This is a genomic window from Pandoraea sputorum (genome assembly GCF_000814845.2).
Classification (GTDB): domain Bacteria; phylum Pseudomonadota; class Gammaproteobacteria; order Burkholderiales; family Burkholderiaceae; genus Pandoraea; species Pandoraea sputorum.
The window spans coordinates 1,846,967-1,865,772 of record NZ_CP010431.2 but is presented as its reverse complement, the minus strand read 5'-3'; the positions used below and the strand labels follow the sequence as shown (position 1 = coordinate 1,865,772).

At 64.4% G+C, this 18,806-nt stretch carries 16 protein-coding genes; 11 read left to right on the top strand and 5 right to left on the bottom strand.

The window, feature by feature from the left end:
• The first annotated feature begins 227 nt into the window (after positions 1 to 227).
• Positions 228 to 1,052, top strand: a complete 825-nt coding sequence (locus NA29_RS08310) for an isocitrate lyase/PEP mutase family protein (protein WP_039397445.1) — start codon at positions 228 to 230, stop codon at positions 1,050 to 1,052.
• 172 nt (positions 1,053 to 1,224) lie between these two features.
• Positions 1,225 to 2,034 carry a class II aldolase/adducin family protein gene (locus NA29_RS08305; protein WP_039397443.1) on the top strand — a complete coding sequence of 270 codons (810 nt, stop codon included), beginning with the start codon at positions 1,225 to 1,227 and terminating at the stop codon, positions 2,032 to 2,034.
• 10 nt (positions 2,035 to 2,044) lie between these two features.
• Here the strand turns inward: NA29_RS08305 and NA29_RS08300 are convergent, their stop codons facing one another.
• The 3 genes from NA29_RS08300 to NA29_RS08290 form a co-directional block, all read right to left on the bottom strand.
• On the bottom strand, positions 2,045 to 2,971 hold the full coding sequence (locus NA29_RS08300; protein WP_039397441.1) for a LysR substrate-binding domain-containing protein: 927 nt from the start codon (positions 2,969 to 2,971) through the stop codon (positions 2,045 to 2,047).
• A gap of 131 nt (positions 2,972 to 3,102) precedes the next feature.
• Complete coding sequence (locus tag NA29_RS08295; protein ID WP_039402770.1) at positions 3,103 to 4,491, bottom strand: MFS transporter; 1,389 nt, start codon at positions 4,489 to 4,491, stop codon at positions 3,103 to 3,105.
• 366 nt (positions 4,492 to 4,857) lie between these two features.
• A complete protein-coding gene (locus NA29_RS08290; RefSeq protein WP_039397439.1) occupies positions 4,858 to 5,829 on the bottom strand; it encodes a hypothetical protein in 972 nt (323 codons plus the stop codon).
• Positions 5,830 to 6,097: 268 nt separating this feature from the next.
• Here NA29_RS08290 and NA29_RS08285 point away from each other — a divergent pair, with 268 nt between their 5' ends.
• The 5 genes from NA29_RS08285 to NA29_RS08265 all read left to right on the top strand — a co-directional run bounded on the left by NA29_RS08285 (position 6,098) and on the right by NA29_RS08265 (position 12,140).
• Entirely contained in the window at positions 6,098 to 7,930 is a 1,833-nt protein-coding gene (locus NA29_RS08285) for a CPBP family intramembrane glutamic endopeptidase (RefSeq protein ID WP_150777338.1), read from the top strand.
• Positions 7,931 to 8,033: 103 nt separating this feature from the next.
• Entirely contained in the window at positions 8,034 to 8,705 is a 672-nt protein-coding gene (locus tag NA29_RS08280; RefSeq protein ID WP_039397436.1) for a DUF1345 domain-containing protein, read from the top strand.
• 260 nt (positions 8,706 to 8,965) lie between these two features.
• Positions 8,966 to 10,339 (top strand): cytochrome ubiquinol oxidase subunit I, encoded by a 1,374-nt coding sequence (locus NA29_RS08275; protein WP_052252631.1) that lies wholly within the window; start codon positions 8,966 to 8,968, stop codon positions 10,337 to 10,339.
• Positions 10,330 to 11,328, top strand: coding sequence for a cytochrome d ubiquinol oxidase subunit II (gene cydB / locus NA29_RS08270; protein WP_039397434.1), 999 nt, complete (start codon positions 10,330 to 10,332; stop codon positions 11,326 to 11,328). The genes NA29_RS08275 and cydB overlap by 10 nt, the downstream gene beginning before the upstream one ends.
• Before the next feature lie 203 nt (positions 11,329 to 11,531).
• Entirely contained in the window at positions 11,532 to 12,140 is a 609-nt protein-coding gene (locus NA29_RS08265) for a YbhB/YbcL family Raf kinase inhibitor-like protein (RefSeq protein WP_084103559.1), read from the top strand.
• A gap of 120 nt (positions 12,141 to 12,260) precedes the next feature.
• Here the strand turns inward: NA29_RS08265 and folE are convergent, their stop codons facing one another.
• Positions 12,261 to 12,827, bottom strand: a complete 567-nt coding sequence (gene folE / locus NA29_RS08260; RefSeq protein ID WP_039402766.1) for a GTP cyclohydrolase I FolE — start codon at positions 12,825 to 12,827, stop codon at positions 12,261 to 12,263.
• A gap of 254 nt (positions 12,828 to 13,081) precedes the next feature.
• Between folE and NA29_RS08255 the strand changes: the two genes are divergently transcribed.
• The 4 genes from NA29_RS08255 to NA29_RS08240 are packed head-to-tail and all read left to right on the top strand — an operon-like array spanning position 13,082 to position 17,838.
• A complete protein-coding gene (locus NA29_RS08255; RefSeq protein ID WP_224786819.1) occupies positions 13,082 to 14,074 on the top strand; it encodes an HlyD family secretion protein in 993 nt (330 codons plus the stop codon).
• Positions 14,071 to 15,099 (top strand): ABC transporter ATP-binding protein, encoded by a 1,029-nt coding sequence (locus NA29_RS08250; RefSeq protein WP_084103557.1) that lies wholly within the window; start codon positions 14,071 to 14,073, stop codon positions 15,097 to 15,099. The genes NA29_RS08255 and NA29_RS08250 overlap by 4 nt, the downstream gene beginning before the upstream one ends.
• Entirely contained in the window at positions 15,096 to 16,271 is a 1,176-nt protein-coding gene (locus NA29_RS08245; RefSeq protein ID WP_039397431.1) for an ABC transporter permease, read from the top strand. The genes NA29_RS08250 and NA29_RS08245 overlap by 4 nt, the downstream gene beginning before the upstream one ends.
• Positions 16,272 to 16,275: 4 nt before the next feature.
• Positions 16,276 to 17,838, top strand: coding sequence for an efflux transporter outer membrane subunit (locus NA29_RS08240; protein WP_072633231.1), 1,563 nt, complete (start codon positions 16,276 to 16,278; stop codon positions 17,836 to 17,838).
• On the opposite strand, the gene NA29_RS08235 is transcribed toward NA29_RS08240, so the two are convergent.
• Entirely contained in the window at positions 17,810 to 18,757 is a 948-nt protein-coding gene (locus NA29_RS08235) for a LysR family transcriptional regulator (protein ID WP_039397429.1), read from the bottom strand. The genes NA29_RS08240 and NA29_RS08235 overlap by 29 nt on opposite strands.
• Positions 18,758 to 18,806: the final 49 nt, after the last annotated feature.

Genomic DNA, 18,806 nt, shown 5'->3' with positions numbered 1-18,806 from the left:
CCAGTTGAAGCGCGCTTATTCCCGCATTGCCGCAAAAAATACCGTTACCGGACATTACCGCGGCTTTTCGCAGCGTGCATGGCATGCATCCGGCGAAAAACGTCTGTGAGTCGTCATTTGTGTTTCGCGTGCCATCGCCTGTCTTGCTAGGCCGTCGTAAAACCGCGATGATCGGGCATTCCGTGCGCAGCGAGCGATCGACTGTGCCGCCCCCAGGAGACAATCCCATGCCACGCAGCACCGCCGAAAAACGCGCCGCGTTTCGCGAACTTCACCTTGCCGGGTGCTTTGTGATCCCGAACCCGTGGGACGCGGGCAGCGCACGGTATCTCGAACACGCCGGATTCCAGGCCGTTGCGTCGACCAGTTCGGGCTTCGCGTGGTCCACCGCGCGCCCCGACAACGGCGTGACACGCGAGCTCGTGCTGGCGCATCTGCGCACGCTGGTCGAGGCGACCGATCTGCCGGTGAATGCCGACTTCGAAAGCGGCTTCGGCGAGACGCCGGAGGACGTGGCGCAGAGCGTCAAGCTGGCGGTGGCGACGGGCGTGGCCGGTCTGTCCATCGAAGACACCACGGGCGACGCCAACGAACCGCTTTTCCCGCTCGACGAGGCGGTCGCGCGTATGAAGGCCGCGCGTCGCGCCATCGACGAAACCGGCGGCGATACCTTGCTCGTCGGTCGTGCAGAGAACTTCTTCGCAGGCGTGCCCGATCTGGACGACGCCATCCGGCGACTGCAAGCCTATGCCGAAGCGGGGGCCGATTGCCTGTATGCGCCAGGGATCGAGTCCGAAGCACAGATTCGCGCCGTGGTGGCCGCAGTCGCGCCCAAACCCGTCAACGTGCTGATCGGTGCGACGTCGCCTTTCACGTTGCAGGCGCTGGCGAGTCTCGGCGTACGACGCGTGAGCGTGGGCGGCGCGCTCGCCCGTTCGGCGTGGGGCGGTTTCATGCACGCGGCGCAGGCGCTGGCCGAAGGCCGCTTCGATGGCTTCGACGGTGCGGCCAGCGGGGCAACGCTCAACGGCTTGTTTCGTCAGGGCGAATGAGCACGATGAAGGGTGCAATGGCGCGGCAAGTCCCTATCCAGTGACTTTTCGTCGATAGACGTTGCCGCGTGCGCCCGGGGACAATGCTTCGTCAGCCGATGCCCCACCGCGCGACGCCGTTCATGGCGCGCCGACGACAGCGGGCACGGCGTCCCCCTTCGACGGAGCGCCCATGAATTCCCCGCACGATAGCTTTGCCGCTTTTGCCATCCCGACACCGCTCGGCGCACCGCTACCCAAGCCGCAGGTGTTTGACAATGTCGCGCTCGAGCGCGCCGACCGGAAGCTGCGACTGGCGGTCGCGTTCCGTATCTTCGCGCGCTTCGGGCTTGCCGAAGGCATAGCCGGGCACATCACCGTGCGCGACCCCGAGTTCCACGACCGCTTCTGGGTCAATCGCTACGCACAGCACTTTTCGTCGATCCACCCAGACGACCTGATTCTGGTCGACGAGGCCGGTGGCCTGCATCACGGCGAAGGCCCGGTGAACGCCGCCGCCATGGCGATCCACGCGGGCATCCATGCCACGCTGCCCCATGTGACGGCCGCCGCGCACACGCACACCACGCATGGGCGCGCCTTCTCCGCACGCACGCGCGAACTCGCGCCCATTAATCAGGAAGCGTGCCTGTTCTACGACGACCATGTCCTGTTTCGCGGTGACGTGCTGGTCCTCGGTGCCGAGGAGGGACGCCGCATCGCGCAGTCGATGGGCCACAAACGCGCGGCCGTGCTACTCAATCATGGCTTGCTGACGGTCGGCTCGTCGGTCGACGCCGCCGCTTATCGCTTTCTCGCGATGGAGCGTTGCGCACAGGTCCAGTTGCTCGCAGAAGCGGCCGGTCCGCTGGAAGTCCTCTCCGACGCCGAAGCCCGCGAGGTCTTCCGTCTGCTCGGTTCGGACTACGTCGCATGGCTCGGGTATCAGGGCCTCTACGAGCAGGTGTTGCGCGAGCATCCGGAACTGACGTCGGCGCGTTGAAGACGACGGTCTACCCGCGTTGCGAGAGATATCGGTCGACGGCGTTGCGCAGCCACGCATCGAACTGACGCAGCGGTGCCCAGTCGCTGCGCTGCGCGGGGTAGGAGAAGTAGATGGTCTGCGGGTTGGCGAGTGTGTGCGCGTGCGCTTGCACCAGCGCGCCGCTCGCCAGTTCGCGCTCGATCAGCACGCGCGGCAGCAAGGCCACGCCCAGACCGGCCACCGCCGCGTTGATCGCCATCACGAACATGTCGTAGCGCTGGGCACTGCGCTGCGGCTTGATCTCGGCCGCGTTCGCGCCGCCTTGCAGGCCTTGCGAGGCAAACCAGTCGTCCCACGCGCGCGGCAGATCGCGAGGGCAAATCCACGAGTACCCGGCGATCTGTTCGAGCGACAACGACGCTCTCCCCTCCAGCAAACGCGGCGCGGCCACCAGCATGAGCGAGTCGTCGGTGACGAGCGCCGTACCGGGCATGCCGGGCCATAGGCGCGTGCTGAAATAGATCGCGGCGTCGAACGCGGAGTCGTCGAAGAAGACGGGCTGATCACGCCCGAGAATATGCAGACGGACATCGCGTGTGTTCGCGTAGAAGTCGTCCAGTCGCGGAATGAGCCACTGTGCTGCGAACGTCACCCCGACGGCGATTTCCAGTTCGGTCTCGCGCCCCTGCTGCACGACGTCCAGCGTATCGCGACGAATCTGATCGAGGTGCACGCGTATGCGCTTGGCGTATTCGGCCCCGGCAGGCGTGAGCACGAGCCGTTGCTTCACACGCTCGAACAGCGCCACGCCCAGATGCTTCTCCAACTCCCCCACCCGCTTGCACACGGCACCGTGCGTGAGCGCAAGCTCTTGCGCCGCGGTGGCGAAGTTCTGATGACGGGCGCTGGCCTCGAAGGCCTGCAACGCCGAGAGGCTGGGAACGCCCAGACGCATGACGACTCCTGCGGGAAAACGATGTTGCCCGACAGTCTATGCGAAGCGTCGCGCCTAAACAAAACGGCCCGTCGAGCCGAGGCATCGACGGGCCGAATAAGTTTCGTCAGCGTCTATTGTCCTGACTGCCCTTACTCCACGTGCGCCACACCGGCCGCGAGGACTGCGCCGCCCGGCACCTCCTTGGGCAGCGCCCACGACATCCAGTGCGTGCGCAGCGCGACCACCAGCACGAACGCGAGCGCAGCCAGCGCACCGAAGGTGGCGAACCCCATCTGATAGCTGCCTGTCGATTCCTTCGCGATGCCCATGATGACCGGCAGATAGAAACCGCCGATACCGCCCGCTGCGCCGATGATGCCCGACATCAGGCCCGTCTTGCCTTGCCAGCGTTGCGGCACGAGCTGGAACGTCGCTCCGTTGCCGAGACCGAAGCACAGGTAGACGAGGACAAGCAACGCGATGCCAGCCCCTTGCGGCGGCATCCATGCGGCAAACACGAAGTCGATGACGGAGATCGCTGCGAGCAACAGCACGAGGGCGCGCACGCCGGAAATACGATCGGCCACCAGTCCGCCGATAGGACGCACCAGCGCACCGAGGAACGCGAGCAGCGACATGAACAGACCCGCTTCCAGACGCGGCATGCCGTAGAGCGAAATCAGCAGCGTCGTGACATAGGACGACATGCCCACAAACCCACCGAAGGTGATGCTGTAGACGAGCATGATGACCCACGTGTCACGCTCACCCAGCACGCCACGATAGTGACGCGGCAGCACGGCGATGGCGAGCAACGCACCCAGCACCGGCAACAACAGCACCCCCGCCTTGCCTTCGCCGAAAGCCCCCGCGTGAACGCACAACACGAGTGCCACCAGACCGAACACCGTGATGAAGAAACTCGAGAACGCGCGCGGCGCACTTCCCGTCTTCACGCCCTGATCCTTCGCCCAGAACACCAGCGCCAACGCCGCGAGCGCCAGCAGCGGGAGCGCCGCACCGGCCGCATGCGCCCAGCCGTAATGCTCGGCGAGTCCGGGGAACATGAAACCGTCGAGCACTGCGCCGACGTTGCCCGCCGCAGCAAGACCGAGCACGAGGCCCTGCACCTTCGGCGGATAGTTGCTGCCTGCCATCGGCAGGGCCACGGCGAAGCTTGCGCCGCCGACACCGAGGAACACACCGAGTACGAGCAGCAGCGTGTACGACGGCGTGCCCGGCATCAGCAACAAGACGACCGACGGAATGGCCGAGAGCGTCAGGCCCATCAATGCGATCTTGCGACCGTCGTAGGCTTGATAGAGGTTGCCCAGCGTGACGCGCAGAATGGCCGCGCCCAGCACCGGCACCGCGACGAGGAAACCGGTCTGCGCAGGCGTCATCGCAATGTCCTTGCCGATGAACGGGGCCAGCGGTCCGAGCATCACCCAGACGGTAAAACCGGTGTCGAAGTAGAGAAAGCACGCAACCAGCGCGCGCCAGTTGCCACTTTTCAATGATTGCGTGAGCGTGCTCATGGATACCCTCGTGTTCGTGTGCCGAAAAAAAAAGGCGTCCCGAAGCCGTGCGCCCATGAACGGACGCGTGGCTTCGGGACGCCGTTGCCCCGAAAACCCCGCGTTCGCGGGGCCCTGCATGCGGTGCAGAAAATTCGCTTGTCTTCCACTCAGCCGTCATTGGCCTTATGCATTCACTAGCAATTGGCGTGCCAAGTGGGGGTCATGTACGGAGGAGATCGGCGCGAAGGGCCGTGTGACGAGGCTTTCGGGGATATCAACAGGGACGTCGATTTCAGCAAGACAAGCGATGAGATGGAAAAACCCGAGCACACCGGATGACATCGCAACGGGCACAATGCCGCATCGCGATGCGGCGGCGCACCATTAGCGTGCGTCGTCCTGCTGATCCGGGCCGATCACCGGGCAGTCGAATCGGAAGTCCATCTCTTTTCCGAAGAAGGGGTGAGTTCCGTGCGTTGCCTCCACCACGAGCACGCCGTGGATATGACCGTGGCGGCGGCCAACCGAAGGCACCACCATTGAATAGAGTCGGCTAACGACGCCCGTTGACGTCCACACTTCGCGCTCGTAATACGAGTCCTTGGTCGGGTCCCAATACTCGACGAGAATCCATCGCTTATTCGCCGATGGCTGCGCAAACGTCGCAGTCAACGAGCGCTTGACCACGTCGCGCTTATCTTCGGTGACCGGCTTCGTCAGGACATACATCGACACCGCCTCAATTCGACCTTCGCGCAGTGCAATGCACACCGGCATCGCGGTGCTGAAGACCTGAAAGCGTTCCAGATCCAGCCGGTCGACAACTACGATCTCGTTGGGCCCCATCGGCGTGCCGATCAGATCGTTAGTGCGGTGACGGAAACAAGGCGCGCCGTCCGGACCGAGATAGCTGAGTTGCAATGTGTCCTGAACGAATTTGCACTCGGGCACCGTGAGCGGATCGCCGAGCCGGTATCCGAGAAGTTCGGCGCTGTTGGCGCTCAGATGCACCAGTGCCGGAGCGGGCGGCGGCGGGGGAATCACCGGCTTCGGCAGTAGCCACATAAGCCCGACGGGAACGGCAACCGAAACGGCGACGATCACCGCGACCTTGATGACCTCCATCAGCGCGGGTGGCACCACCCACCTCAGAAGTAATGCCACGGCGGCGCCCACGATACCGACCTTCGCGAGGGCGACGAGAAACGCTTGCGTCTCCATCCCCTTACCGGACAGGACAAACAGGCCGACGATCAACGCGATTCCAATGACTGCCGCGTAAAAGAGATAGTCGCTCACGCCGTTGTCCGCACGGCGTCGCCACCAGTCCGTCAGCGTTTCCCGCAACACGCCCATCCCGATCGACCTCGTTGTTATCAACCCACTTATCGGTCCATCTCCCCAGCCTGCGACTGCGCCGTCAGGCGACGCCTATCATGCGCCGCGCCTGAGGTACCGACAAGCGCCCCGGCATGGTCAATACCGAGGACTTCCTCCAAGCGCGTGGCCGCTTTCGAACAGCAGACCCGCTACAGTTCAGGCACTCTCCGGCCGTTAAGCCAAAGAGGCGGGCTGCCTGTGCTGCGGTGACCCGCAAGAACAACAACATTCCGGAAAATCTCGCGTGTCTCGCTTCTTTCTTCATCTGACGTTGGCGGTGCTCGGCCTCCTGCCCCTCTCCCCCGCCTTCTCTGCGCCGTCGACAGTCACCCCCTCCGCCCCGGTAAGCAACCCCCTGCTCAATCAGCAAGGGATGATGAAACGCGTCGACGACGCCTCTTACGCCAAGTACCGGGAGATAGTCGCCACGTTCGACGCTGCCGTCCGTGCGCAACCGCGCGACGCAGCACTCGCGCTCGCACGCTGCCAGTTCATGCGCAACTACGCGTGGGCCGAAGATCTGCAATGGGCCGAGAAGGCGCAGTCGGACCTGACCGCCTGTCTGCAAAATCTGAAGGCGACATTCGCCGACAACCCGGAAGTGTCGGTCTCGCTGATGGAGAACGTCTACGGCAAAGACGCCGTGACGCAAGGCGAAGCGCTGCTGCCCAAGGCCAGAAACTGGCCAGCGGAGTATCGTGCGCGTCTGCACGCTGCGCTCTCCAATGCTTATCAGGCTACCCAGGACAAACGCAACGCTGGTGTTCAGGCCGTGGAAGCCGCGGAACTGTCGCCCGACACCCCCGTATTGCTCACCGCCGTGCGCCATCTCGCCACGACGGGCGAGAAGACGGAGGCACGGCGTCTGCTGATGGATGCCCCCACGCCGAAATTTCCCTGGCAAGCGACGGGCCGCATCAACACTGCGCTCGATGTACTGCCGGGCCCCACGGCACGCGATCTGCTGTTGCGCATGCAAAAGGCCGGGCTAAAGATCGATCCGTACACCAGCGCTCGCGCCCTCCTTCAGGCGGGGGACGCCGCCGGCGCACAACGGGCGCTCTCCGAGACGAAGTCCGACGCACCGGAGTCGGCGCAGAACCGCGCGTTGCGACTCTCGGTCGCGCTCGCCGCGCGCGACGGGAAAGCCGCCGCCTCCGCGATCCAGTCGTCACTCGAACACGACAAGGGCAACCGCTGGCCACTGGCACAGTCGTATGCGGTGCTGATGAGCATCGACCCGGCCGCCGGGATGCGCTTCGCCTTCGTCGGGTTGATGATCACGCTGCTGAGCGCCGGACTTTGCATCGTGCTGTTCCCCGGTCTGCTGATGTTCCCGGTGCATTATGTGGGCACGGTACGCGCACGCAAGGGGCGTCCGACGACGCCGCTCTTCGAACGCATTGGCTTGCGGCACGCGTGGTATGGGCTGGCGGTGCTGTGTCTCACCACATGGGCTATCGACGCGTTCGTCGTCAACCAGTCGACGCAGACACATTCAGGCACGGCCCCCGTCATGGAAACGCTGCTGCCCAAGCTAGCGGTGACACACTTCGTGACGCTCGGCATCGTCGTCCTGCTGCTGTCGCGCACGATGTGGCGGCTGGGCAGACGTCAGTGGACCGGCTACGGCGAGTGGAAAGCGCGCTGGTTCATCTGGCCCACCGTGCTGCTCCTGACGTCAACGCTCGCCGCGTGGTATCTGGCGCATCACTCGTCAGCGCGCAGCGCTGAAGTGCAGGCGTGGAACGAGTACGTCGTGAAGGGCGCGATGCAAGTGGGCGGCACCGGTCTGGCGCTCCTGCTGGTCGCCGTTGTCGTGCCGTTCGTCGAGGAGTTCGTGTTCCGGGGATGCTTGCTCGGCGGCCTGACCCGGCACATGAGTTTCATCGCCGCCAACCTCTGGCAAGCCGTGATCTTCGCCAGCGTTCACTTCGACCCCAAACACTTCCCGTTCCTCGTGATGTTCGGCCTCACAACCGGCTGGCTCGCCAAGAAGACTAACGGTCTGGCCGTGCCGATCGCCATGCATATGCTCAACAACGCGATCTTTGTGCTGGTGGTGATGTCGCGCTGAGCAGGCGGGGCCGAAGCACGGCCCCGTACCGTGGCAATGCGGCGTGGGCGATAATCGTCACACTCGCTTGCATTGCCGCTCGGCTGCGGCACGGACATCGCCCATGAACACGAAGTTCTTCCCGCATCTCGTTCGCTTTCACCCGCGACTGCTCATCGCCATTGCCCTCGGCTTGCTCGCCGGGCTGTTCGTGCACGTGGTCGTGAGCGGCGAGTTCAGCACCGTCACCCGAATCCTGATCGGCTGGAACGCGGGCGCGTGGTCGTATCTCGCGATGATCTGGTTGATGATGGTCACCGCCCCGAAGCGCAGCATCGAACGCTTTGCCGAACAGGAAGATCAGAGCGCTGCCCTCGTGCTCTCGGTGGTCAGCCTGTCGGCCATCGCGAGTGTGGCCGCCATCATTCATGTGCTGGCAAGCGCCAAGGCGGGCGGCTCGCATCACGCGTCGGAGCATGTGCTATTCGCCGCCGTCACGCTGATCGGCGGCTGGTTTCTCGTACCGACGATTTACACGCTCCACTACGCCCGGCTCTACTTCACAGACACCGAAACCCCGTACGCTCTCGCCTGGCCCGACAAGGACTGCGATCCGGATTACTGGGACTTCCTGTATTTCTCGTTCACCATCGCGGTCGCGTCGCAAACCGCCGACATCGGTCTGAAGTCACGACGTATGCGACGCGCGACCCTCGCGCAAGCCATCCTCTCTTTCTTCTTCAATCTGGCCGTCCTCGGCCTGTCGATCAACATCGGCGCCGGGCTGCTCAACTGAACGTTTGCACGCGCGCACCGCTCACGACGGGTGCGTCGCCCTGTGGCATGACGCCGCACCACCTGCTGACATAAATACCTTTAAAAACATACAAGTAGACCGCGTCGTCGACGGCCCATATCCCGCGTCAATGCGCCACATGTGACGACTTGTCACGCATGCTGCGCCGCAGCAACGCCTAATATGCATGCAAACAAGCGGTGATATTTCGCCAATGTCACCATACAAGACAGGGTTTAATTGCATACATAGAGCGCAACATGACTGCCGTTCCGGATGCCCTCGACCTCGCACGCCTGCAATTCGCGTTCACGGTCTCGTTTCACATCGTTTTCCCCGCCGTCTCCATCGGTCTGGCGAGTTTCATCGCCGTCCTTGAAGGTCTCTGGCTCAAGACCCGTCAGCAACACTATCTGGATCTGTGCCGCTTCTGGTCGAAGGCGTTTGCCGTGTGCTTCGGCATGGGCGTCGTGTCCGGCGTTGTGATGGCCTATCAGTTCGGCACGAACTGGTCGGGCTTCTCCAGTTTCGCGGGCGCTGTCACCGGGCCTTTGCTGACCTACGAGGTCATGACCGCGTTCTTCCTTGAGGCGGGCTTCCTCGGCATCATGCTGTTCGGCTGGAACCGCGTAAGCCCTCGCGCGCACTTCGCCGCCACGCTGTGCGTCGCCATCGGCACGCTGATCTCGACGTTCTGGATTCTCGCGTCGAACAGCTGGATGCAAACGCCTCAGGGCTACGAAATCGTTGACGGTCGCGTGGTCGTGTTGTCGTGGTGGGACGTGATCTTCAACCCGTCCTTCCCGTATCGTCTCGCGCACATGAGCATTGCCGCATTCGTGGTCGCCGCGCTTGTCGTGGCTGGCACGGGCGCATGGCACTTGCTGCGCGGACGCCGCGATCCTGCCGTCAAGACCATGTTCTCGATGGCCATGTGGCTGCTGCTGATCTTCGCGCCGCTGCAAGCGTTCGTGGGGGATCTTCACGGCCTGAACACGCGTGAACACCAACCCGCGAAGCTCGCCGCCATGGAGGGTCTGTGGGAGACGAAGACGGGGGGCACACCGCTCAACCTGTTCGGCTGGCCCGACATGGCGTCGGAGACCACACGTTATGCGCTCGAAATCCCGCATCTGGGCAGCCTGATCCTCACGCATAGCTGGGACGGCGAAGTGCGCGGCCTGAAGGAGTTTCCGAAAGACGAGCGTCCCAACGTGCCGCTGGTGTTCTGGAGCTTCCGCATCATGGTCGGTCTCGGTCTGGCGATGATCGGTGCAGCGCTCACTGCGCTGTGGCTGCGCCGTCGCGGCACGTTGTTCGCGTCGCGCAACTTCGCCCGTGTGATGTTGCTGCTTTCGCCGACCGGCTTCATCGCCCTGCTCGCCGGGTGGGTGACAACCGAAGCCGGACGCCAGCCGTGGGTGGTCTACGGCGTGATGCGCACGGCGCACGCCATGTCGCCGGTCAGCGCGCAGCAGGTGCAGGTCTCCCTGCTGGTGCTGGTGCTCGCCTACTTCCTCGTGTTCGGCACCGGCGTCTACTACCTGCTCAAGATTCTGCGCGGCGGCCCGGTACTGCCGGGGCAATCGAACGACGACGCACCTCAACCCAAGCGAGAACTCTCATGGATCTGACCTTAGCCTGGGCCGCCATCATCGCGCTCGGCCTGTTTCTTTACGTCGTGCTCGACGGCTTCGACCTCGGCATCGGCATTCTCTTTCCGTTCTTCCCCGACGCCCGTGAGCGCGACACGATGATGAACTCCGTCGCCCCGGTGTGGGACGGCAACGAAACGTGGCTCGTGCTCGGCGGTGCCGGGCTGCTCGCCGCGTTTCCGATGGTTTATTCGGTGCTGCTCTCGGCACTCTATCTGCCGCTCGTGCTCATGCTCGTGTGCCTGATCTTCCGTGGCGTTGCGTTCGAGATTCGCGGCAAGTCGCGCCGCACGCGCCAATGGTGGGATCTGGCATTCATCGGCGGTTCGGCAGGCGCAACGTTCTTTCAGGGCGTCGCACTCGGCGCTTACCTGTCGGGGATTCCCGTCGAGAACGGCCAGTTCGCGGGCGACGCTTTCGCCTGGGTCACCGCCTTCAATCTGTTCACCGGTCTGGGCCTGCTCGTGACATATGCGTTGCTCGGCGCATGCTGGCTGATCGGCAAGACCGAGGGCGACCTGCAACGTCGTTTGCGCGTGGTTGCGTGGCCGCTGACGCTTGCGCTCGTCGCCACGATGGCGGTCGTCTCGCTCTGGACGCCGCTGCGCGTGCCGCTCGTGGCCGAGCGCTGGTTCGACGGCGAATGGTTCTGGCGCTGTCTGCCGGTGCCGTTCGTGGTGGCGGGGGCGACGTTCGCGATGCGCCGCGTGTTGCAGCGCGCGCACGACGCCACGCCCTTCTGGCTCGCCATCGGTCTGGTGTTTCTCGGCTACAGCGGCCTGCTCATCAGCGCCTACCCGTACGCGATTCTGCCGGGTATTACGCTGTGGGACGCCGCAGCCCCTCACTCCAGCCTGTCGTTCACGATGTGGGGCGCGGCGTTCATCATTCCTGTGATCCTCGCCTACACGATGCTGGCGTACTGGGTCTTTCGCGGCAAGGTGGCCCACGATGCGCACTATCACTGATCTGGTCAGGCCCGGTGTACGCCGTCGACGCGAAACCTCGGCGGCGTTGTCGCCGAGGTTGCCGAACGTCCGCACGTCTTGGCAACAACGGCTGACCGGCTGGGGATGGTTTATTGCGTTATGGTGTGCGGGTGTGGCAGGCACCGCACTCCTCGCACTCCCGTTCAAACTGATCATCGCCACGGCCAAATAGGAGACAGCTTATGAATCGGCTTTCATCTCAGGACGCAACCCGCACAAACGGCGTCAAACGCATGGCAGGCACGACGGCTGTCGCCACGGCGCTGCTGTGCGGCCTCGTCGGATTGGCAGGATTTGCCGGGACGGCGCATGCCGAAGGCATGAGCGTTTCATCCAGTGCATTCAAGGACGGCGGTTTGCTACCTGCGGAGTACGCCGGCGCCAACGAATGCGGCGGCAAGAACACCAGCCCGCCGCTGGAATGGAAGAATCTGCCGCAGGCCACGCACAGCGTCGTGATCCGGATGACGGACCCTGACGGTGCCAAGGGCGGCGGCGTGGTCCACTGGATCGCTTACAACATTCCGGCTTCGGTGACGTCACTGGCCGCCGGTGCGGGCAACAAGTCGGGCGACAACATCACCGTCGGGAAGAACATTTCCGGTGCCGAAGCCTATCGTGGCGCGTGCCCGCCGGTGGGCGATACGCCGCATCACTACATCATCACGGTGACGGCGACCGACATTGCGCCAGGCAGCCTGCCGCCGGGCCTTGACGCCGCCGGACTGACGGTCGCGCTTGCCGGTCACACGCTGAACGGGTCGACCATCGTTGCGCGATACGGCCGCTGATCGGCCACAGATTCGGCGCTCGCTTCATTGCGACGATAAAAAAATGCCAGCGGGATCGCCCGCTGGCATTTTCTATTTCACGGTGCGAATAATGTTCGCTCGGCACCGCCTTACATACGATTACCGCTCACGGGCGAGCGCGAGGAATTCCGTGCGCAGCGCCAGGTTGGGTTGCAATTCGCCGAGCATCGACGACGTCACCGTCTCTTCGCCTGCAGTGCGAATGCCACGGCTCTCCATGCACATGTGACGGCACGACACCACGACACCGACGGCCTTCGGTTGAAGGTGCGTCATCAGCGCTTCGGCGACTTGCGTCGTCAGGCGCTCCTGCACTTGCAGGCGACGCGCAAAGCAATCGACCAGACGCGTGAGCTTCGACAGGCCGACGATCTTGCCGTTGGGCAGATAGCCGATGGTCGCCTTGCCGAAAAACGGTGCGAGATGGTGCTCGCAGTGGCTGTACACCGGAATGCCGCGCACCACGATCAGTTCGTTGTATTGCTCAGCCCCGTCTTCGAAGACCTTGAGCACTTCGGCCGGATCCTGACCGTAACCTGCCGTCCACTGGCGCCACGCCTTTTGCACCCGCGCCGGTGTTTCATGTAAACCGGAACGTTCCGGATCTTCGCCGATGTGTTTCAGGAATCGCTTCCAGTCGTTTTCGTCGAAAGTGTCGTGAGACATATCAATCAAGCTCCCATGCATTGGGTCCGGAGCGCTGCGCCGCTGCATCTTGCGCATCCCCGCGCTTTCGGACATGTGCGCACAATAACAGAGAGTCACATCGCACGCATGCAGCCGCCCGGTTGCAGGTCGGAATGTAAGCCCGCTTGTGAGGCCGGTCCTGAGCCCTGCCCCGACACGGCACGCCCCGATTGCCGCAGCGCTCGCTTTTGCGATAAGGTGGCGACGGACAACCGCAACGCACGAGGCGCGCCATGTCGGCACTCCCACGCATGTGCAACAAAGCGATGACCTCTGCCACGCCCGCAGCGCTTGCCGCCATCGCTGCGCTCGCGCTGTTGGCCGGTTGCGGCAACCGTGGCCCCGAGCCGTGGCAAGGCTATGTCGAAGGTGAGTTCGTCTACGTCGCCTCCTCGCAGGCAGGCACCTTGCAGTCGCTTGCCGTCACACGCGGCCAGGAGGTGAAAGCGGGCGATGTCCTCTTCGATCTCGAATCCACCTTCGAGCGTGCCGCGCAGGCCCACGCACGCGAGACCCTTGCAAGCGCCGAGGCCCAACTGCGCGATCTCGGCACAGGCAAACGTCCCGACGAAATCGACGTATCAAAGGCCCAGCTCACGCAGGCCATCGCCGCTCGCGACAAAGCGCGCAGCCAGTTCGACCGCGATCAGGCGCAATACGCCGCTGGCGGCATCTCCCGCGAACAACTCGAAGCCAGCCGGGCCGACGCCCGCACCACGGACGCACGCGTGCAAGAATTGCAGGCCAGTCTGGCCGTTGCCCGTCTGCCCGGCCGCGAGGCACAACGCCAGTCGCAAGCGGCACAGGTCGACGTAGCACGCGCGTCGCTCGCGCAGGCCGACTGGCAACTCTCGCAGAAGCACGCCGTCGCGAGCGCCGCCGGTCGCGTCTACGACACGATGTACCGGGTCGGCGAATGGGTGGCGGCGGGCAGTCCTGTCGTGCGTCTGCTGCCGCCCGCGAACATCAAGGTGCGGTTCTTCGTGCCCGAAGCCGCACTCGGCGAACTGCGCGCCGGGCAGACCGTACACATTGCCTGCGACGGCTGCGGTGCGGGCGTGGATGCGCGTGTGACCTACGTCGCCAATCAGGCGGAATACACGCCGCCCGTCATCTACAGCAACGACACGCGCGACAAGCTCGTGTACATGATCGAGGCGCATCCGGCAGCAGCAGACGCCATCAAGCTGAACCCCGGCCAGCCCGTGCAGGTGACGCGCCGATGACCACCCCTCGTCACGCTGATCGCTCGGATCACACCGCCGCGCAGCGAAACGCGGCGGCGTCCGAGCGCGGACGGCAAAACGTCCGGCAGGACGACGACACACTCGCCATCGACGTGCGCGGCCTGAACAAGCACTTCGGCGACAAGCACGTCGTGAAGGATCTGTCGATGCAAGTGCGACGCGGTGAGATCTTCGGCTTTCTCGGACCGAACGGCAGCGGCAAGACGACCTGCATTCGCATGATGTGCGGCCTGCTCACACCCGACTCGGGCAGCGGTACATGCCTCGGCTTCGACATCGTGCGCGAGTCCGCACAGATCAAGCGGCACGTCGGCTACATGACGCAGCGCTTCTCGTACTGGGAAGACCTGACGATCCGCGAGAACCTCGATTTCGTCGCCCGTGTCTACGGCATGCCCAATCGGCGCGAGGCCGTCGAACACGCCATCGAGCGCCTCGGCCTCAAAGCGCGCGCGAAGCAACTGACCGGGTCGCTTTCAGGGGGATGGAAGCAACGGCTCGCGCTGGCGGCGTGCATGCTGCACGAGCCACAAGTGCTGCTGCTCGACGAACCGACCGCCGGTGTCGACCCAACGGCGCGGCGCGACTTCTGGGAAGAACTGCACGAACTGGCAGCCCAGGGTATTTCGGTGCTCGTCAGCACACACTACATGGACGAGGCGGAACGCTGCCACAAGCTGGCCTACATCTCGTACGGCGAACTGCTCGCGCAAGGCTCGGCGGACGAGGTCATCCAGAGCCAGCATCTGTCGACATGGACGGTGCACGGCGACAACCTCGTCGATCTCGCACGGGCGTTGCGCGAACAACCGGCCGTCGCACAAACGGTCGCGTTCGGCAGTACCTTGCATGTGAGCGGCACCGACGCCGACGCACTGGAGAAGCTCCTGCGCCGTCTGGAAACCGAGCGCGGGCTGCGTGCGACGCCCATCGAGACAAGTCTCGAAGACGTCTTCATCTATCTGATGAGTCACGCGAAAGACAACTTCGGAGACGGCTCATGAGCGCACCGCTGGGCTTCTCCGTCGCGCGCTGGTGGAGCATCGTGTGCAAGGAGTTCCTCCAGTTACGCCGCGACCGGGTGACGTTCGCCATGATCGTCGCCGTGCCGCTCGTGCAACTGACACTCTTCGGCTTCGCCATCAACACCGACCCGAAGCACATGCCCACCGCAGTGCTGATGCACGACGACAGCGAGTTCACACGCAGCTTCACCGCCGCCATGCAGCACTCGGGCTACTTTCGCTTTACCGAAACACTCACCAGCGAAGAGGCCGGCCGCGCCGCGCTCGCGCAAGGCCGTGTGCAGTTCGTGCTCAACATTCCGACCGACTTCACACGCCGCCTGCTGCGCGGCGAGCGCCCGGCGCTACTCGTCGAAGCCGATGCCACCGACCCGATGGCCATGGCCTCGGCGCTCGGCGCGCTGCCCGCCATCGCCCAGTCCGTCGCACAGAAGGATCTGACGGGGCCGCTGGCGTCGCTGGGCGGGTCTGGCTCGTCGTCCGCTTCATCCGCTTCATCCGGTAATGCGCCCTTCGACGTTCAGGTCCACCGGCTGTACAACGCAGAGGGCATCACGCAATACAACATCATTCCCGGGCTGATGGGTGTGATCCTCACGATGACGCTCGCGATGATGACCGGGCTGGCCATCGTGCGCGAACGCGAGCGCGGCACGATGGAGAATCTGCTCGCCACACCGGTGCTGCCCATCGAGGTCATGACGGGCAAGATCGTCCCGTACATCGCCATCGGCCTGATTCAGGCGAGCATCATCCTGATCGCGGCGCGCTTCGTGTTTCACGTGCCGTTCGAAGGCAGCGTGATCGCGATCTATCTGTCGGCGCTCGTCTTCATCGCCGCCAATCTGACGGTCGGCATCGCGCTGTCGTCCTTCGCGCAGAATCAGTTGCAGGCAATGCAACTCACGGTCTTCTACTTCCTGCCGAACATGCTGCTCTCCGGTTTCATGTTTCCGTTTCGCGGCATGCCCGCATGGGCACAGGCGATCGGCAATGTGCTGCCGCTCACGTATTTCAACCGGCTCATTCGTGGCATTTTGCTCAAGGGCAACGGCTGGGCCGACGCCTGGCACGACCTGTGGCCGCTGCTCGTCTTCTGCGCCGTGCTGATGACGGTGGCCGTCAAGTTCTATAAACGCACGCTCGACTAGCGCCATGCGCCCTCCGCTCCCTCACCTCGCACCGCCCAGGCTCGGTCTGTTGATTGGGCTGACCGCTGTGTTGTCGGCCTGTGCCGTCGGCCCCGACTTTCGCACGCCCGATAGCCCGGCCGTCGCGCAGTACACGAGTGGCACGCAACCGGTCACGACGGCGGGGACGTCGGGAGACGTCGCTCATCAGAGCGGCCCCCAGACGCTGACCTCCGGCGACGAGGTGCCCGCCGAATGGTGGACGCGCTTCGGTTCGCCCGCGCTGAACGCATTGGTCGCGCGGGCGCTGGCCGACAGTCCGACATTGCGGCAGGCCGAGGCGAAACTGCGGCAAGCGCAGGAGGACTATCGCGCGCAGGCGGGGGCGCGCCTGCTGCCGTCGGCCGATCTGAAGCTCTCCGGCACGCGCGAGCAGGTCGATCTCGCATCGTTCGGTATCACCAGCGTGCCGAGTCCCGGCCCATTTACGCTGTACAACGCGAGCGTCGATGTGTCGTACACGCTCGACGTCTTCGGCGGCAACCGTCGTGCGCTCGAAGGGCTTGCCGCGCAGATCGACTATCAACGCTTCGAACGCGACGCCGCTCGCCTCTCACTCGCAGGCAATGTGGTGACGGCCGCGTTGCGACAGGCCAGCGCCCGCGCCCAACTCGCCGCGCTGGAGGGCGTGCTGAGCGCACAGCGCCAGCAGCTCGACATCACGCGCGCGCGGGAACGTGCTGGCGGTGTTGCCACGCTCGACGTCCAGAATCAGGCCGCGCTGGTCGCACAAACGTCGGCGCAATTGCCGCCGCTTCGTCAGCAAATCGCACAGTACGACCATCAGTTGGCACGCTGGGTCGGTCAGCCGCCGGGGGCGTTCACATCGCCGACTATCGACTTGACGGCATTGCAACTGCCGCAAACGGTGCCGGTATCGCTGCCCTCGACGCTGGCCAGCCGACGCCCCGACATCCGCGCCGCGCAGGCGTTATTGCACAAGGCCAGTGCCGACGTGGGCGTCGCAACCGCGAATCTGTATCCGCAATTCACCTTGACCGGGAGTTTCGGCACGCAACGCATGCGTACCGCCGATCTGGGCAACGGCATCAACATCTGGAATATCGGGATGAACCTGCTGCAACCGCTCTTGCGTGGCGGTGAGTTGCGCGCGCAACGTCGCTCGGCTGTGGCCGCGTATGACGCAGCGCTGGCGTCCTATCAGGACACGGTGCTGCTCGGCCTCGCGCAAGTCGCCGATGCGATGCGTGCGCTCGACGCCGATGCCGAAAAGCTGGTCGCACAGGCCGACGCCGCGCAACGCACCGAGACTGCCTACCGCATCGCCGAGGCTCGCTATCGTGCTGGCGGTATCAGCCATCTCGCCCTGCTCGACGCGCAACGTCAGGCGCTTGACGCCACCCGTGCACAGTTGGAAACGCAGGGCGCACGGCTGTCCGATACTGCGGCGCTTTGGCAAGCACTGGGAGGTGCGACCATCGTGCCGTCTGCCAATGACGATGGCGACGCCGGTGCGGGCGACATGCCCCACGCACCGGTTACCCCCGCGACGCCGCCTCCTCGCTAAGGCATTTCATCAACGCATTGACCGGCGCGCGCTTGAGCGCCGACTGACGCGCCAGCACCCCAAGCTCACGCGTAAGCGGCGCACCCGACAGCGGCAATACCTGAACGCCCGCGCCCCCAGACTTCCCCTGCTTCGGCGACGTGCGAGTCATGTCGACGTCGACCGGCAAACCGATGAGCGTCGCGGGCACGATGGACCAGCCCAGCCCCGCGCGCACCATGCGCAGGATGACTTCCGGCTCGTCGAGCTCCACGCCCTCGCGCACCCAGAGCCGATGCCGACGCAGGTACCGCTCGACGAGATCGCCGCCGTACGACCGCCGGTTATAGCGCACGAACGGCAGCGTCGCGCTCCAGTCGGCGACCGTCCCGCCCGTGCTTTTAGTGCCTCCTTTGGCACCTTTCGGCGCGATGGCGACATACGGCTCGTGCATCAGCGTGAGCCACTTCATGTCGACGGGCACGCCGATGCGCGGACGAATCATGACGGCCAGATCCAGTTCCCGTGCATCGAGTTGAGCCAGCAGTTGCACCGACATGCCCGGCACGATGTTCAGATGGGGCATCGCGCCCAGCGCCGTCCAGCGTTGCACTGCGCCCGGCAGTAGCCCCAATTGCACGGTCAGAATCGCGCCGACGTTGATCGGCGCGAGCGCCGCCTGACCGCCAAACGCGCCCGCTTCGCCGCGCATGGACTGGTAGCCCGCGATCACGCCCTGCGCCTGCGACAGCAGGCGACGACCATCGTCGGAGAGCGATACGGCGCGTCCGGTGCGCTCGAAGAGCTGCACGCCGAGGTCGTCCTCCAGACGCTGGATCTGCGCGCTGACCGCCGACTGGGTCAGTCCGAGACGTGCGCCCGCTGCCGAGAACGACGCCGTTTCGGCTGCCGTGACAAAGGTTTTGAGGTAACGGATCATGAATCGAAAATTTTGTTACTGAGCGGTCGAATTATTCGTTTCTTATTAT

Bases quoted from the DNA above. Each gene is read 5' to 3' on its own strand.
- NA29_RS08310 (WP_039397445.1), top strand. From the start codon at position 228: ATGCCACGCAGCACCGCCGAAAAACGCGCCGCGTTTCGCGAACTTCAC.
- NA29_RS08305 (WP_039397443.1), top strand. From the start codon at position 1,225: ATGAATTCCCCGCACGATAGCTTTGCCGCTTTTGCCATCCCGACACCG.
- NA29_RS08300 (WP_039397441.1), bottom strand. From the start codon at position 2,971: ATGCGTCTGGGCGTTCCCAGCCTCTCGGCGTTGCAGGCCTTCGAGGCC.
- NA29_RS08295 (WP_039402770.1), bottom strand. From the start codon at position 4,491: ATGAGCACGCTCACGCAATCATTGAAAAGTGGCAACTGGCGCGCGCTG.
- NA29_RS08290 (WP_039397439.1), bottom strand. From the start codon at position 5,829: ATGGGCGTGTTGCGGGAAACGCTGACGGACTGGTGGCGACGCCGTGCG.
- NA29_RS08280 (WP_039397436.1), top strand. From the start codon at position 8,034: ATGAACACGAAGTTCTTCCCGCATCTCGTTCGCTTTCACCCGCGACTG.
- NA29_RS08275 (WP_052252631.1), top strand. From the start codon at position 8,966: ATGACTGCCGTTCCGGATGCCCTCGACCTCGCACGCCTGCAATTCGCG.
- cydB (WP_039397434.1), top strand. From the start codon at position 10,330: ATGGATCTGACCTTAGCCTGGGCCGCCATCATCGCGCTCGGCCTGTTT.
- NA29_RS08265 (WP_084103559.1), top strand. From the start codon at position 11,532: ATGAATCGGCTTTCATCTCAGGACGCAACCCGCACAAACGGCGTCAAA.
- folE (WP_039402766.1), bottom strand. From the start codon at position 12,827: ATGTCTCACGACACTTTCGACGAAAACGACTGGAAGCGATTCCTGAAA.
- NA29_RS08255 (WP_224786819.1), top strand. From the start codon at position 13,082: ATGTCGGCACTCCCACGCATGTGCAACAAAGCGATGACCTCTGCCACG.
- NA29_RS08250 (WP_084103557.1), top strand. From the start codon at position 14,071: ATGACCACCCCTCGTCACGCTGATCGCTCGGATCACACCGCCGCGCAG.
- NA29_RS08245 (WP_039397431.1), top strand. From the start codon at position 15,096: ATGAGCGCACCGCTGGGCTTCTCCGTCGCGCGCTGGTGGAGCATCGTG.
- NA29_RS08240 (WP_072633231.1), top strand. From the start codon at position 16,276: ATGCGCCCTCCGCTCCCTCACCTCGCACCGCCCAGGCTCGGTCTGTTG.
- NA29_RS08235 (WP_039397429.1), bottom strand. From the start codon at position 18,757: ATGATCCGTTACCTCAAAACCTTTGTCACGGCAGCCGAAACGGCGTCG.